The 15,701-nt window shown below is 50.1% G+C and carries 10 protein-coding genes; all 10 read right to left on the bottom strand.

The features are described from left to right. Window positions 1-51 precede the first annotated feature (51 nt). Entirely contained in the window at window positions 52-951 is a 900-nt protein-coding gene (locus MXE39_RS05430) for a flagellin (protein WP_246977661.1), read from the bottom strand. A 792-nt stretch (window positions 952-1,743) separates the two neighbouring features. Continuing rightward, complete coding sequence (gene uppS, locus MXE39_RS05425) at window positions 1,744-2,487, bottom strand: polyprenyl diphosphate synthase (protein ID WP_246977660.1); 744 nt, start codon at window positions 2,485-2,487, stop codon at window positions 1,744-1,746. 14 nt (window positions 2,488-2,501) lie between these two features. Continuing rightward, entirely contained in the window at window positions 2,502-3,059 is a 558-nt protein-coding gene (gene frr, locus MXE39_RS05420; RefSeq protein ID WP_246977659.1) for a ribosome recycling factor, read from the bottom strand. Between the two features lie 14 nt (window positions 3,060-3,073). Continuing rightward, on the bottom strand, window positions 3,074-3,793 hold the full coding sequence (pyrH, locus tag MXE39_RS05415) for a UMP kinase (protein WP_246977658.1): 720 nt from the start codon (window positions 3,791-3,793) through the stop codon (window positions 3,074-3,076). Between the two features lie 15 nt (window positions 3,794-3,808). Then, complete coding sequence (tsf, locus tag MXE39_RS05410) at window positions 3,809-4,693, bottom strand: translation elongation factor Ts (protein ID WP_246977657.1); 885 nt, start codon at window positions 4,691-4,693, stop codon at window positions 3,809-3,811. Between the two features lie 456 nt (window positions 4,694-5,149). After that, window positions 5,150-5,899, bottom strand: a complete 750-nt coding sequence (gene rpsB, locus MXE39_RS05405) for a 30S ribosomal protein S2 (RefSeq protein WP_246977656.1) — start codon at window positions 5,897-5,899, stop codon at window positions 5,150-5,152. Window positions 5,900-7,089: 1,190 nt separating this feature from the next. After that, the gene (locus MXE39_RS05400) at window positions 7,090-9,375 is read right to left on the bottom strand and encodes an LTA synthase family protein (protein ID WP_246977655.1); all 2,286 of its coding nucleotides are present in this window, start codon (window positions 9,373-9,375) and stop codon (window positions 7,090-7,092) included. 899 nt (window positions 9,376-10,274) lie between these two features. Further along, window positions 10,275-11,906, bottom strand: coding sequence for a HAMP domain-containing methyl-accepting chemotaxis protein (locus MXE39_RS05395; RefSeq protein WP_246977654.1), 1,632 nt, complete (start codon window positions 11,904-11,906; stop codon window positions 10,275-10,277). Window positions 11,907-12,580: 674 nt separating this feature from the next. Beyond that, entirely contained in the window at window positions 12,581-13,360 is a 780-nt protein-coding gene (locus tag MXE39_RS05390) for a transporter substrate-binding domain-containing protein (protein ID WP_246977653.1), read from the bottom strand. A 959-nt stretch (window positions 13,361-14,319) separates the two neighbouring features. Beyond that, complete coding sequence (locus MXE39_RS05385) at window positions 14,320-14,967, bottom strand: transporter substrate-binding domain-containing protein (RefSeq protein ID WP_246977652.1); 648 nt, start codon at window positions 14,965-14,967, stop codon at window positions 14,320-14,322. Window positions 14,968-15,701 lie beyond the last annotated feature (734 nt).

Genomic DNA, 15,701 nt, shown 5'->3' with positions numbered 1-15,701 from the left:
TGTGAGCTGTCATGTTTTGCTCACATAAGAAAGGTTTCGCTTAAAAGACGATTAACCTAACAGGGACAGACCAAGCTGTGGACGGGTGTTAGCCTGCATCAGCATGGAGGTAGCAGCCTGCTGAATGATGGACTGCTGGCTCAGGTTAGCAGACTCCTCGGCGAAGTCAGCGTCACGAATACGGCTGCGGGCATCAGCCTGGTTGGCAGAAACGTTTGCCTGGTTACGGATACTGGACTCAAGGCGATTTTGTAAAGCGCCAAGGCCGGCACGCTGGCTGTCAACAGCACCAATCAGCTTGTCCATACCCTCAATGATGCCGTCAATCTTGGTTGCGTCACTTAAAAGCGCAGTGCTGTTACCGTCATCCCATATATCGGCAAAAGTAACGTTGGCAAGAGCTGCCATAGCAGAAAGACGCATGGAGTTAACTTCAAAATCAATGGTATCGCCCTTGTTTGCACCTACCTGGAGAGTTAACTTACCGGCATTGCCATTTGCAGCACCGTAAATGTCGGTATCCTTGCCACCGCCGTCGAGGACGGTCTTACCACCAAAGGTAGTGCTTGAGGCAATACGGTTAATCTCGGAGATTAAAGAGGTAGCCTCCTTGTTGAGTGCCTTGCGATCCTCAGCAGTATTGGTACCGTTCTTGGCCTGAACAGCAAGAGTACGAACCTTCTGCAGCATGCCGGTAATTTCATCCATACCACCTTCGATGGTCTGGGCAAGAGCAATACCGTCAGAAGTGTTGCGGTTGCCCTGGTTTAAACCATTAATCTGAGTGGTTAATCTGGAAGATATCTGCAGACCAGCAGCATCGTCCTTGGCGCTGTTAATTCTCAGGCCAGAACTGAGTCTTTGATAGGTAGTAGTGAGCTGATTCTGTACGTTGTTGAGGTATCTACGTCCGTTTAAGGAGCTGACATTAGTGTTTACGTATACTGCCATTTTGTCTCTCTCATAATGTTGCAACATCAATCGCTTGATATTGCCTTTGTCTCTATGCGACCTAACGGGGTGCCTGAATATTTTTATCTATACAGAGGGCCGCATATAAATATAGCATAAACAAACACTTGTATGGCAGTGATAGATACTACATATAAAGTTTACATAGAAACACAGAAACCCTGTTCCTGCGTTAATGTAAACGTTATCGATAAGAAATTTCTGGACTGAAAATATGTCAATATAGATACACTTTTTGAACTTTTGTGAATTACCTCTTCGTCCTTATTTTCCCCGGTGTATGATGAAAGATCATAATGTTTTATAAAGCATATAATTAGCTAAACATGTATCTGCATGAAATAAATCGTTTGATGATTGCTTTACTAAAATATTTTGTAAATGGTCTTAGTCTGACAGTCAATTTTCGGGTAGTAATTATGTCAGGTTGGGATGAAATATCGAACTGAAGATAATTGAGTTTTGAATTAAGCTGAGTTGATGCTGAGGCACAGCGTGCCCGCGCACGTATGGCATGGCAGAAGAGGTGCCGCATTGGAGTGATCAGTGACTTGCAGGCGTACTTGGGCGCACGCTTAGCGTGCTGCCTGAAATGTTGGAGATTTGGGTCTTTTGTAGTGATATGGTGGGGTGGCCGGGCGATGGGCGGGTACAGCCGGTCATACCAGGGAATGAGCAGACGATGTGCTGGTATGGCCGGGCGATCGCCGGGCGATGGGCGGGGATGGCAGGTCTGGACCGGGCCGGGGTGTATGATTTGCTGTGGCTGTGCTAAATGCGGGTGGCGACCTGCTCTGAGGTCATGCCGAAGCGGCGTTCGCGTGAGTTGAAGTAGGTAACAGCTGATCTGATCTGCTCTTCATCAAAATCAGGCCACAGAGCTTCACATACATAAAACTCGCTGTAGGCGCACTGATAGAGCAGGAAATTGCTGATGCGGCTTTCTCCGCCGGTGCGGATAAGCAAATCAACATCATCAAGTACAGTCAGTCGTTCCTGAATGCTCTGCTCGGTAATGTCCTCAGGTGCAATAAGACCAGCCCTGAGATCAAGAGCAAGAGATCTTGCTGCCTGGGTAATATCCCAGCGTCCGCCATAGTTGATGGCGATATTGAGCTGCATGGCAGTATTGCTGGCGGTCAGCTGCTGAAGTTCAGCTACAGCCTTTCTGAGCTTTTCAGAAAAACGGCTCAGATCACCGACAAAGCGTACTTTGATATTGTTCTTGTGGAGGCGGTCGCGTTCGCTTTTTAAAACGGCGGCAAAGAGCTCCATCAGACCTGAAACTTCCTCAGGTGGACGCTTCCAGTTTTCAGAAGAGAATGCAAAGAGGGTAAGAACAGACACGCCCAGAGACGCAGCAAATTCTACAGTACGCGTGACAGCCCGAGCGCCCTGGCGATGCCCCATGAGGCGCATCATGCCGCGCTTTTTTGCCCAGCGTCCATTGCCGTCCATAATGATAGCAAGATGGCGAGGCACAGCTGCCTCGCCAGTTTGTAGTAATTTTTGCATCGCTGTAGAGCTAATTAGATTTCCATTAACTCTTTTTCTTTATCAGCCAGGATGTCCTCACACTGCTTGATGGCAGCATCGGTCAGCTTCTGGATCTGATCTTCACCGGACTTGAGCTCGTCCTCAGAGATGGACTTGTCCTTCTGTAAGTTCTTTAAGGACTGGTTGGCATCACGACGTACGTTGCGAATTTCAACACGGGACTGCTCAACTTCACCGCGGACGATCTTGACGAGGTCCTTACGGCGCTCCTCGGTTAATGGAGGAAGAGGCACGCGGATGTCTACACCGGCTACTACCGGATTGAGACCCAGTTCAGACTTCTGAATGGCCTTCTCAACGTCCTTGATGGCGTTACGATCAAAAACGGTGAGCTTTAAGGTACGGGCATCTTCAACGTTGACCTGAGCTACCTGACGTAATGGGGTAGGAGTACCATAGTAATCAACCATGATTCCATCTAAAATGCCAGGCTGAGCGCGGCCGGTGCGGATCTTGTTCAGGCGGCTGCCCAGGGAATCCACGGCCTTCTTCATGCGCTCTTGAGCATCATTTTTAACGTCATTAACCATAATTTATCTCCTTACTAAGAGATGAGGGTTCCCTCATCTCCTCCGGTTGCGGCGTTTAAAAGGGCACCTTCCCTGGTCATGGAGAAGACACGAATCTTCATCTCATGATCACGGGCCAGGGCAAAGGCAGTCAGATCCATGACCTGAAGCTCCTTGGTCAGAACTTCCTTGTAAGTCAGGGTCTTGTACAGTACAGCATCAGGATCCTTGAAAGGATCGGCGCTGTATACACCGTCAACCTTGGTGCCCTTTAAAACTTCGTCACAGTGCAGCTCAACTGCGCGTAATACGGCAGCAGTATCAGTAGTGAAGAATGGAGAACCGGTGCCTCCTGCTACGATAAGCACTGAGCCCTGCTCCAAAATCTCACGTCCATTCTGAGCGGCATACTGCTCGGTAATCGAAGCAATACCCTGAGCAGACATCAGCACACAGTGAGTGCCCTGACGGATAAGCTCATCACGCATGGCAAGACCGTTAATCACAGTTGCCAGCATGCCCATGTGGTCACCCACAGTGCGGTCCATACCGGCTTTCTGAAGAGCGGCGCCACGGAAGATATTACCGCCACCAATAACCAGAGCAACCTGTACGCCCTGATTCCTGATCTCGATAATGCTGCGGGCCATCTCAGAGAGAATGGCTGGCTCGATACCAAACTGGGTCTCACCGCCAAGAGCCTCACCTGAGAGCTTGATTAAAATACGACGTGAAGATTTTAGTGACGAAGTCATTGAGAAATGCCTATATTACTTGTTGGATGCAGCAGCGATTTGAGCCTGTACTTCAGCAGCGAAGTCGTCGGTCTTCTTCTCGATACCCTCACCAACCTCAACACGGATGAAGGACTTGGCAACAGCACCCTTGGCCTTTAACATGTCGCCTACGGATACGCTTGGGTCCATAACGAATGGCTGACCAGTTAAGGAAACCTCACCGGTGAACTTCTTCATACGGCCTTCAACCATCTTCTCAGCAATCTCACGTGGCTTGCCGGAGTTCATGGCGATCTCGATCTGAATGGCGCGCTCCTTCTCAACAACGTCAGCAGAAACGTCCTCTGGGTTTACGAATTCAGGCTTGGATGCACATACGTGCATGGCAACATTCTTGGCAGTCTCCTGATCGCCGCCCTCTAATACTACAACTACGCCAATGCGCTTGTTGGAGTGGACGTAGATACCCAGGTTGGAACCGGAAACGCGGAAGATGCGACGGATGCCGAGGTTCTCACCGATCTTGGAGATCAGAGCGGTCAGGGCCTCACCTACGTTCTGAGCGTCGTCATACTTGGCAGCCTTTAAGACTTCAACGTCATCGCTCCTGGTAGCAAGGGCGATCTGGGCAACCTTGTTGGCAAACTCAACGAACTCTGCATTCTTGGCAGCAAAGTCAGTCTCGGAGTTAACTTCAACTAATACAACTTCGTTACCCTCGGAAGCGGTAGCAATCATACCCTCGGCAGCAGTACGGGTAGCCTTCTTGGCAGCCTTAAGGGCACCGGACTTACGCATCTCTTCGATGGCGGCTTCGATGTTGCCGTCGGTAGCAACCAGAGCCTTCTTACAATCCATCATGCCTGCGCCGGTAATGTCGCGTAACTCTTTTACGAGAGCAGCGGTTACGTTAGCCATTATTATTTCCTCAACTAATTCATAAAAGGCAGGGTTACCCTGCCTTATATTTTTTAAATAGAGCCTCAACAGTCCAGGTCAGCAGGCTGTACTGATACAGTCAGCCTGATGTGACCACAAGTCACTGCACTCCCTGCTCTTTGTGAGCCTGTCTGAGATGAATCCGGAAAAGCAACCTGAGATTACTGCCAGAATACCTGTTGCTGCAGTCAATAAAGGAAGTGACGCACAGTGGTGACAGTTGGGTGAAGCGCGGCTTGTTCTGAAAGCGCGTTGCTCTCAGGCCGGCCAGAGCTGCCATGGGGCAGCGGGAAAGCGACTTTGGATCTGCATGTCCTGCGACATAAACAGGCGGCTCCGCTCCTGGTGAGATACCAGACTACCGCCTGTGTGAGGTAATAGATTTTTACTTAAAGGCAGTCATGAAAGGTCTGACCATTCATGACAGCGCTGAAATTAAGCCTCAGCGGCTTCCTCAGCCTTAACCTCAGCCTCAACTGGCTGCTCGGCCTCAGCACGGTTCATCTCAGCACGGGCAGCGTTGATGGTCTCAACAGCACCCTTTAAGTACAGGTCGATGGCGCGGATAGCGTCGTCGTTGCCTGGAATTACGTACTGGACGCCATCAGGGTTGGAGTTGGTGTCGACAACAGCAACAACTTCGATACCCAGATTGTTGGCTTCCTTAATAGCGATGTGCTCAACCTCAGCGTCGATAACGAATAAGGCATCTGGCAGACCGCCCATGTCCTTAATACCACCCAGGGAACGGTTTAACTTCTCGAGCTCACGGGAGCGTAATAAAGCTTCCTTCTTGGTCAGCTTCTCGAAAGTGCCGTCGGTAGCCTGAATCTCAAGCTCCTTTAAGCGCTTGATGGACTGACGAACGGTCTTCCAGTTGGTGAGCATGCCACCTAACCAGCGGTGATCAACATAGTACTGATCACAGGCCTTGGCAGCTGGGCCAATCTTGTCAGCAGCAGCACGCTTGGTGCCTACGAATAAGATCTTGCCCTTGTGAGCTACGGTGGAGCTTAAGAAGTTTAAGGCTTCGTCATAGCACTTTACAGTCTTCTCGAGGTTGATGATATGTACACCATTACGGGCACCGAAGATGTACTGCTTCATCTTTGGGTTCCAGTAGCGGGTCTGGTGACCGAAGTGAACACCAGCCTGTAACATATCGCGCATCGAAATAGTAGACATGAAATAATCCTAATAAATGACAAAAAGTGGGTTGGGCCTCCACTGTTCAACTCTTCAAACCTGGCGCTTGAAAACATTCTGCAGTCCGGGCTCTGCTTTCCTGTGACAAAAGCTGCTTTTTCAGCGCTTGCGGATACCGGTCTCCGGCTCCGGATAAATCGTCACTGGCAACCAACTTCAGCCTGGTCCTGCCTGAGTCATCCCTCAGCCGCATCCTGAATCTGTGCAAACCTTTGCATTTGCGGATAGCGGTCTTACACTCGATGACAAGTCTTCAATTATAAGAATGGTCCCTCTATAAGGTCAGGCAGCATCAATACAATGTCCTTTACGCCACCAGGGACGACTCGGGAACATCAGATTTGATCATGTCTGCGGTAACCGCAGCAGGTCATTGTGCTTTACCTTGACCATTGCCACAGGTCCAGGCCCAAAGATCTCCAGGGGCAAGAACCTCAAAATATGTGGCCAGAGTTAAGCGCAGGTCCAGGTACGACAATGTGGCACCTGCCTGCATACCATCTTTTCTAACACCGGGCACCCTGAAGCAGCCTTTATGAACAGTGTGTGTAATACAAAAGAGGTAATTGAATTCTTCCGCCTCTTGCTAACCCCGCTCCAGAGCTTTGCATCTCTCTGAAGTTTCGTTCCGATTACTCGTACAAAATTCACAAAATGTGACCTTTGCAGCAAAAGGCAAACTATTTTAGCATATGGATCAGGAATTTTTCAGCTATTTTGATTTTTTATTCAAGCCCGGAAATATCGGATTTCCTGGACATTTTCAGCCCTTTGTATTCCCGCCATCGCAAGCCCTGGGCACGAAATTCTTCAATACAAACTTTTCTGACAGAGTGAGACGCAAAACAGACTGAACATACCTTACAAAGCTGGCATCTAAATCAGCACTCAGTCCGGCCTTTCCTGCAGTAAAGCAGGACTGCCTTCTCACAATTTCAGGGACTCCATTCCTGCTTCTCCTGTATGACCTGCCGGCTCATGACGACTCCAGCTATGCCATGCCGGCGCATGACGACTCCTGGCGCTGTTCTGAAGGCGCATGACGACTCCTGGCGCTGTCCTGCCATGCCATGACCGCTCTGTTCAGATGTGAAAAAGGCACATTTCCATATGGAGATGCGCCTTTTTCATATGTGGTGAATGCTCAGGCCAGCCTGCCGGATGCTGTACTATGCAGCCGGGGCCTTGCTGGCCTTGTCAGCCTCAGTGGCTGATTCAGGCTCAGAGTCCTGCTCAGCTGCAGCGCCTGCTGCAGCTGCGTCAGCGGCCTGAGCTGAGGTCTGGGCCTCAGCACTGGCAGATACTGAGGACTTGTCCTCAGACTGGCCCTGCTGGTTGAGGGTTACGCAGGCACTGTTCATGTAGCCGTGGGAGTAGATATTGTGACCAAGGTTGCTGTAGGAAATGGCGCGCCTGAGCATCTCCTGATAGTGAGGTTCAGCAGCCTTTTCCTTATCAATCGCGGTAAGCTGCAGGTCCTTTCCTACCTTGTAGAAGTAAGGCTGAGCATAAGGAGCAATCTCTACCAGATCATCGCCCTCAAGCAGACCAAAGTTGTTGTTAATCTGCATGATGGCACGGTTCTTTGTGTCATTGCGGGTCAGGTTCTGACCTACATTTGGAGTAACGACATCAAGACCTGCAAGAGACATCAGGGTAGGTCCCATATCAATCTGAGAGACAATACGCTTATCAGTATGAGGCTTGACGTTAGGAGCGATGATGACGGCCGGAATGGCAAAGTCGTTGAGAGGGAAAATCTCCGAACCATAGACGCGGCTTTCATGGTCAGCAATTACCAGAAAGACTGTGTCCTTGTAATAGTCCTCAGATGCAGCCTTCTCAAGGTAAGTACCCATGGCATAGTCTGCATACTTGGCTGCCAGCAGACGGGCCGGTTCAGGATTTTCAAAGCCATCAAGCGATACCTTGCCTGCAGGGATATCAAAAGGATCATGGAAAGATGATGAGAACACTACTGAGAAGAAGCGCTCGCCACGGGCATGAATTTCCTTAAAGGTTTCATTGGCCTTGTTAAACAGATCCTCGTCGGATACGCCCCATGCAGCTACAAAAGACGGATTTTCATAGTCTTTCTGCTCAACAATATGCTCTACACCGTTGTTGTAGAAATAGGTGCGCATATTGTCAAAATGGCTCTCACCACCATAGATAAAGGAAGTTTTGTAGCCGGCCTGCCTGAACACCTGAGCAAGTGAGGCGTAGGCATAGCCAGGCTGAGCCAGCTTCACAATACTCTGCAGAGCAGATGGCGGATAGGAGGCGGTTACAGCCTCAATACCACGGATGGAGCGGGTTCCGGCGGCATACATGTTTTCAAACCACCAGCCCTTGTCACGCAGTTTTTCCAGATAAGGGGTCATTGGGAAGCCGCCCTGGCTTTCTACAAAATTGTCACCCAGGGACTCCTCAAGAATAATGACCACATTGTAGGTACGGGCAGCATCAGTACCGGCAACGCCACCGGCAGAGCCGGCACCAGCAGCCGCAGCGTCACCGGCATCAGCGGTGGTGCCCGGCTGACCTGGTTTGCCGGTGTACACTCCCCTGAACGGGGTAATGTGCTGATTTATTGGACACTGCTCGTTAAATGGCTGAGCATTGGTGCGTGCTGAGAGCTCATCTATGTGGGCCAGGGCCTCAGGGGCCTCAACACGGGCATAAAGCTGGTCTTCAGTAATGGTCAGATCATCAAGATGCAGATAATGGTAAATAGCTGAATAACTTGAATTTACCGGCAGAGAGTTGGCCAGACTGTTATTGCTGAAAGATACCATTGCAGGGTTTAAAGGACGGTGGCCCAGGGTGGAGCGTATGCCCAGAGGAACGATACAGATGGTCAGCACCAGCGCAATGGCACTGTAGGTGAAGCTGCCCTGACGGTAGTTGCGCAGCAGGAATGAGCTGACACGAAAGCCTACGTATAAGGCAATACCGGTACCGATAATGGTGGCGAAAAGCTCCAGCTTGTGACCACCCCACAGGGTGGCAGTCAGCTCTTTGAGGTACTTGATGTACTGAACGTAAATCTGATTAGGGCGGACGCCGTACTCCATGATAAAGCCAGGAGTAGCCAGCTCATTGAGCACGATAAAGGCAAAGCCCAGAGCACAATAAATGCTGATTATAAAAGGAATGATGCGCGGTACTCTGACATAAGGATTCAATGAGGCCAGGGTAAGTACCAGAAAAGGCAGAGCAAACAGACCGCACACTGAGGCAAAGTCAACACGAATACCCTGCAGCAGCACTATATGGAAAGTACCCTCAGGAATTACATCCCATTGCCATATGGAAAGCGCAATTCGTGACAGGGTGAAGAAAACCATTGCCATCAGCGCCATGACCAGGATTGGGTTGACACCATAGTGAAGGCGTCTTAAAAACTTACGCAGCTCAAACATGCTTGCCCCGCTCTGTAAAACAATATCCACACTGTTCCTGAAAACACCCGCATTAACCGTGCAAGCTCTTAAGCACGACGGTGATGAAACACATGCTGCTCACAGCTGCAGCATTAACATGGGACAGAAAGCTCATACCTGCGCTGCCTGGCACGCCGCAAACATGTGCGGCCAGGCTGGCGCATCGGGCTTGCAGTAGCGCAAGGCGCACCAGGACGCGCACTTCCCAGGATAAACAGTGCCCATGTCAGGAACGTTCCTATGATACAGGCAAACAAACAGAATTTAGTTATTCCCAGGTATTTTTATGCACCAGCTGCGCCACTGCAGGACATAAGCCCCGTCCTGACGGGGCTTTCAGGAGCCTGACATTGATCAGTCCAGGTGCCCATCAATGTGGCCTGCAGATTGTGCAGTCCTGGTGACCATCAATGTGGTCTGCAGTTTGCGCCGTCCAGGTGCTCATCAGTGCGGCCTGCAGTTTGCGCCGTCCAGGTGCCCATAGACGCGGACTCCGCTTTGCAATCTGGAGAAAGCCCTGAGCTCTATGGGTGCAGCGCCACATGAGGGCAGCCCCCATGGCTCCACATGGCTCCCCACGGGGTCTGGATGCCTTGGAGCCTGGGTCGGTCCGGGTTGAGATCAGGAATTTATGCGGGTTGAAATATCCATAAAAAAAAGCATCCTCGGCGCAAAGCCGGGGATGCTTTTTCTTTTGCCCGTTGACAGCGAACAGTTCCGGAAGGATGAGTTTAGCTGCAAGGAATTAAGTTAACTGCAGGGGAGCAGAATGCGCATATTGCGCTATTTTCCTGCAGCGGCTCTGATGCCGGTCTGGTCGGGCTACGGCCCGGCCATATCCACGAGAGTGCTCTCCTGGATCAAACCTGCTCCTGAGTTACGGGCAAGTAATGAAGTATCAGAGCGAACTAGTCCATACTGCCGTCACGCAGCCTGAAGCGTGACAGATTGTTGACCAGATCGGAGATGGAGTTAACAGAGTTGTCGCAGCGTGCCACGGCCTCTTCAGCAGAACGTACGATCTCCTCGGAGTCGGTGGTGATCTTCTGCATGTTGGCTGAAATCTCAGAGGTAGCAGTGGTCTGCTCTTCGGCAGCGGTAGCGATCATACGAATCTGATCGTTTACCTGACCTACGAAGTCGATAATGCTGTTCAGAGTGCTCTCGATATTGGCTGCACGGTCTGCCACGGCATTGATCTTCTCTACAGAGCTGTTCATGGAGCTGGTGGCATCAGAAGCATCCTTCTGAACCTGGCTTACCATTGAGGAGATTTCCTGAGTTGAGGCAGAGGTACGGGATGCCAGAGCACGAACTTCGTCGGCTACCACGGCAAAGCCACGACCGGCCTCACCGGCACGGGCAGCCTCAATGGCAGCGTTAAGAGCCAGCAGGTTGGTCTGAGCAGCAATCTCATCAATGGTACCAACGATGGAACCAATCTTCTGAGTCTGGTCAGCCAGGGCCTGAACCTTCTTGGCATCTTCAGTGGTGTAGCGAGACTGATCGCGAATATCTTCAATAGTGGAACGGATCAGATTTACGCTGTCCTGAGTTACGTTGCTTGACTGGTCAGCCAGTACAGCAGCACGCTCACAGTTTGCAGCAATTTCCTGAGTGGTGGAAACCATCTCATTGGCAGCGGCGGCAACGGAGATAACCTGCTGCTCGGCCTCACGTGATGAGCCCATGATGGAGTTGGCTGAGTTCTTGGTAGCATAAAGCTCGCCGTTGAGCTCATCGGCCAGTCTTCTGATCATGGCAATGGAATCACTCAGGTCATTTCTCATCAAACGCATGGCATCGGAGAGCTCACCGAACTCATCCTTGCTGACGTTCTTGATGGAAACGTTGAGATTATTCTTGGCAATTTCCTTGGCAATGTTAACTGAGGTGCTCAGGTGGGAAGTGATTACGCCGGCAACGTAGAAAGCGGCGACAACGCCCAGAATGATAATACCAACGGATAGAGCTACTACGATGTAGGCTGGGGTAGTGTCCTGCAGTGCGCCTACAGCCTTCTTAACATAGCTTACTACTGCACGGCTCATGGAGCTGGTCAGGTTGGACATGTCGCTGGAGACAGGCTGCATCTCGGAGAGGTAGAAAGACAGAGCATCATACGGCTTGCCAGCATCTACCAGAGGTATAACTACCATGGTGTAGAGCTCATTGAACTGCTTGCCCAGCTCGTTCAGGCGCTTTAAGTGGTTGCCGTAGAAAGCACTGTCACTCTCTAATGAGGCGATATCGTCAAGAGCAACCTTCATCAGTCTCTCAAACTTCTCTCTGTTCTCCGGATTTACATTACCAGGAGTGAGGTAGTTGGACAGGCTGTTATTGGCTGCAACGATATTGTTGTTCACAGTCAGCACGCGCTCGAAACGGGTGTCAATGATCTTGCGAACATCGTCAGCTACGGCAGTACTCTGGAACAGAGCCCGTACTGCGGTTACGGAAATACAGATGGTCAGTAACAGGATGATACCGAAGCCCAGTAAGAGCTTGGTCTTCATCTTGGCATTGTTTAGCAGCGACATGATATCTACTCCCCTGATTCCAGGAAAACCTGGATGTAATTCCCAAGCCCCGTCCTCAAATACCAATACCAGCAGCAGTGCCGGAAGCATTTGTGACCAGGAGGATTACAGCTCCGGGCCATGTCAGTCCAGAAAGGCTGCCCGGGCAACCCTGTTATCTGTAACACCAGCTGTTAAAGCTCAGAAATCAGTTTTATAAAGTCACTAAATGTCTGATGGCAGTGTTTTCAGCTCTGCACCGGTAAGCACATAACTTCAAAAGCGCATCAACATTGATTTAAAAAGGGACTACCCCCTGAAAATACAGTCAGCTGAGCATGCGAGATACCGCGTTTCAGCATTCTGTGAAAACCTTTGCCGTTTTGACTCAGGGCGCCTTCCGCACTAGTCATTAGCAACAGCCGTGCCGGATGAAAAATTATCCGGAAACAAAAATAATGCACCAGTGTACTCCAATAAAACAAATACACGGTGTTTTTAAATTCTTCCGGACAAGAGCTTCAATCCCGGTCTGTAAGTGACTCAATCACACACACACGGCCCAACCCTGAAATAAATGCCACAGGAATCCGGCTGTTATTTAAAAATCTCATATCAGTACTGGCCGCTCTTGGTAAGAACGCAGTACTTGCATGCGGTTTACAGTATGACAACCGCACGAGGGACATAAGGACTTAATGACGGGTAACCCACCTGCTCTTGATCTTGTCGATGGTACCGTCCATGAACATTTCCTCCATGGTTTTTGCAATCAGAGCGCGGTATGGCGAGTCCTTCTGCAGCATCAGAGCATACTGACAGGCATCCTGACCAAATACGTCATCAGTCAGATCGAGGTTCAGCTCATCCATCACAGTTGCAAAATCAGCAAGAGGTGGCCGGTCATAAATAATGGCGTCATAGCGGCCCATGGCTACAAAGAATGAAGCCAGAATATTGCTCTCAAAATAATGAATCCTGGCTCCACTGGCTGAAGCAAAAGACTCTGCAGTGGAGTTCCTCTGCACTCCAACATTCTTGCCTTTGAGGTCTGCAAGTGTCTTCAGACCAGGATTGACTTTGGTGCTGTACATAAGAGCCAGAGATGACTCGAAATAAATAGGTGAAAAATCGTAGTTCTTAGTACGTGCTACAGTGTAGGAAATACCACCGCCCAGAATATCAGCCTTCTTTTCCTTGATACGTCTCATACCCTCAACGTGGGCAATAGGATAAATTCTGTCTTCTGTCAGCTCAAACCCCAGACGCTTCTGCAGCTCAAGGATGATGTCCACATCAATGCCCTGAGGATGAAAAAGATCATTAGTCAGGAAAGCCATTGGAGGACCTGACGGATTTACAAAAGCAGTAAGGGTTTTCCCCTTGAGCTCACCGGCTGCCAGTGCGCCGGAACTCATGCTCAGTCCAAGGGTAAGAGCTGCGGCAATAGCACCTAACTTTTTAGCTAAATACATACTTTCACGACCAGATTTTCTGAAATGCAGAACATGCTGCACAATTTATAAAAGCCTGTCTCTGAACGGCCTGCTGTATTGCACGGTTTTGCAGATGCAGCGACCTCAACATGATATGCCCGGTAAGGATACATGCTGCCAGGACCATCTATAAGCATATGAAAAAGTCCGGCATTTTGCTCAGTTCACAGCCGTGATCTGTGATGCATCACAAATCTTGGACATAGCTACTGAATCTGTTGACACTGATAAAGCGCTGTATTGTACCTTTTCTGCACTTATTTATGGCAAATTTCGGTGAATACATAGTACAAAAAGAGCACGCAAAACTGATAAAAAACAGCAACCTGTCCAGGAACGCACACAATTTCGTGCACCAGCACGCAATTGAACATCCCTTAAAACATGCTTTTAATGAACAATTTCAGGTGCTGTGCCGTGTTCGCACGAAATCAACGCATCATTTTGCGATCGTATCTTTGAAAGCACAGGGAAGCACCAGGTCCCACGGAGCACAAAGAGCACAGCCCTGATAACAACAGCCAGGATCAGCTGGGAATAACCAGGTCAGACCAGGGTACCGACCCATGACGCGTATAAACAAAAAGAACAAGCACGCCACTTACCCACTCGACCATCACAGTTCCGCCAGCCCGCCAGCGGGCTCGTGCTCCTGCCTGCATGATGCGAACACAAGGCCCTGCAGCCATGCATTGCATGCAGGAACTAAGCGTCAGCATCCCTGCGCAGCCGTACAGCTTGCAACTGTGGCCTGCTGCCTGAGCCATGCCATATGTAGCCAGACTCGGGCAACGGTGCGTCAGGCCAAATCACTCAACATGCCACTTTTTGAGGATGGCGGCGATAGTACCGTCGTCAATCATTTCCTGAACAGTGTCATGAATGAGCTTGTTGTAAGACTTGTTCTTTGGCATTAGAAGGGCAAATCTGCAGGTTTCCTAGCCAAAAGGCTCGTCGGTAACATCAAGATTGAGAGTCTTCATGACACGGGCAAAATCAGCAGTTGGTGGACGATCGAAAATCATGCCGTCGTACTTTCCCGTGGCAACCATAAAGTTAGCCAGAACATTGCTGTAGAAATAGACAGGTCTGGCCCCCAGCTTTTCGGCGTAAACCTCGGATGGAGATCCCTCCTGAACACCTATGGTCTTGCCCTTGATGTCATTGATGGATTTTATGTCCGGATTATGGGTTTTGCTGTAAAGGACGGTAAGCGAGGAGGCCAGGTATACAGGGGTATGACCATACTGCTCGGCACGGGCCGGAGTCAGGGAAATACCGCCGCTGATAATATCAGCACGGCCATCAAGTACACGCTTCATGCCCTCAGAAAAGTTCTGAGGAATGACACGGTCCTCGGTAAGCTTAAAACCAAGACGTCTCTGCAGCTCCCTGATGATATCGATGTCGACACCAGAAGTATGCAGAAGATCCTCAGACAGATAGCCCATAGGGGCGCCGCTCGGCACTACCAGAGCTGTCAGTGTCTGGCCCTTAAGTTCATTTTCAGCTGCAGCCTGATTAAAAACACAGCTTCCCAGTGCAGCTGCAATCAGCACTGCACCAAGTTTTTTCACTATATACATAGACAAAAACCGATTCTCACCAATATTAAGGTTTTAGTCAAAAGCCGGGCAGCCTGTCTTGATAACCAGGAAAATCTGTCCGACTACAAGCTCCGCAAAATAAAGAGCCACGAAAAACTGTTGCGGCAACTGCTGAAAATATCCAGCAATCTATCTGTTATCTGCCGCCAGTCCCCAAATCAGGGACAACTACAAAATCTCTTACGAAAATACTGTTATGCTGGTGCCATGGCATAGATCATGGAACCAGTTAAGGCATCAATACTGCTGCCATTGACCGGCAGCGTAATTAGTTAAGGAAAGTTTATCCAGTACAGGATGAACAGGGAGGCAGATAAAACGGGCAGGCCCGGTACTGCAAAGCTCGCCCCTGTGGGCTTTGACCTGCAGGACTGTCCTTGACCGTCATGACAAGGACCCGGCTTTAAGGACAAGGCAGTTGTCCTCCAGCCATTGTTTCGTGCTTAAGAGTCAATCATGCTGCACAGGCGCTACTGCAGCCGCTACTGATTAACTCTTAATGTCGACATCACAGCATCACCAATGAAAACGTTTTCATTGCGAACACCTGTGTCGTGTAAATATTCATCCATCCCATGCATTACCAGTGCCCAGGAGGGACGTGCTGCCTCAATGACGCTGCAAACAAGCCCCTGCCAGCCCCGCCTGGCAAGTGCATGGGCCTGGCAGGCACACCAAGGCAAGGCTGGGGCTTGCCGGGCTGAGCCGGGACG

Source organism: Anaerobiospirillum sp. NML120511 (assembly GCF_023050955.1).
In the GTDB taxonomy this organism is placed as follows: Bacteria; Pseudomonadota; Gammaproteobacteria; order Enterobacterales; family Succinivibrionaceae; genus Anaerobiospirillum.
The sequence above is the reverse complement of the archived record's forward strand: the minus strand, read 5'-3'. Positions and strand labels throughout refer to the sequence as shown.

Coding starts and splice junctions, on each gene's coding strand:
- MXE39_RS05430 (WP_246977661.1), bottom strand. CDS start 951: ATGGCAGTATACGTAAACACTAATGTCAGCTCCTTAAACGGACGTAGA.
- uppS (WP_246977660.1), bottom strand. CDS start 2,487: ATGCAAAAATTACTACAAACTGGCGAGGCAGCTGTGCCTCGCCATCTT.
- frr (WP_246977659.1), bottom strand. CDS start 3,059: ATGGTTAATGACGTTAAAAATGATGCTCAAGAGCGCATGAAGAAGGCC.
- pyrH (WP_246977658.1), bottom strand. CDS start 3,793: ATGACTTCGTCACTAAAATCTTCACGTCGTATTTTAATCAAGCTCTCA.
- tsf (WP_246977657.1), bottom strand. CDS start 4,693: ATGGCTAACGTAACCGCTGCTCTCGTAAAAGAGTTACGCGACATTACC.
- rpsB (WP_246977656.1), bottom strand. CDS start 5,899: ATGTCTACTATTTCGATGCGCGATATGTTACAGGCTGGTGTTCACTTC.
- MXE39_RS05395 (WP_246977654.1), bottom strand. CDS start 11,906: ATGTCGCTGCTAAACAATGCCAAGATGAAGACCAAGCTCTTACTGGGC.
- MXE39_RS05390 (WP_246977653.1), bottom strand. CDS start 13,360: ATGTATTTAGCTAAAAAGTTAGGTGCTATTGCCGCAGCTCTTACCCTT.
- MXE39_RS05385 (WP_246977652.1), bottom strand. CDS start 14,967: ATGTATATAGTGAAAAAACTTGGTGCAGTGCTGATTGCAGCTGCACTG.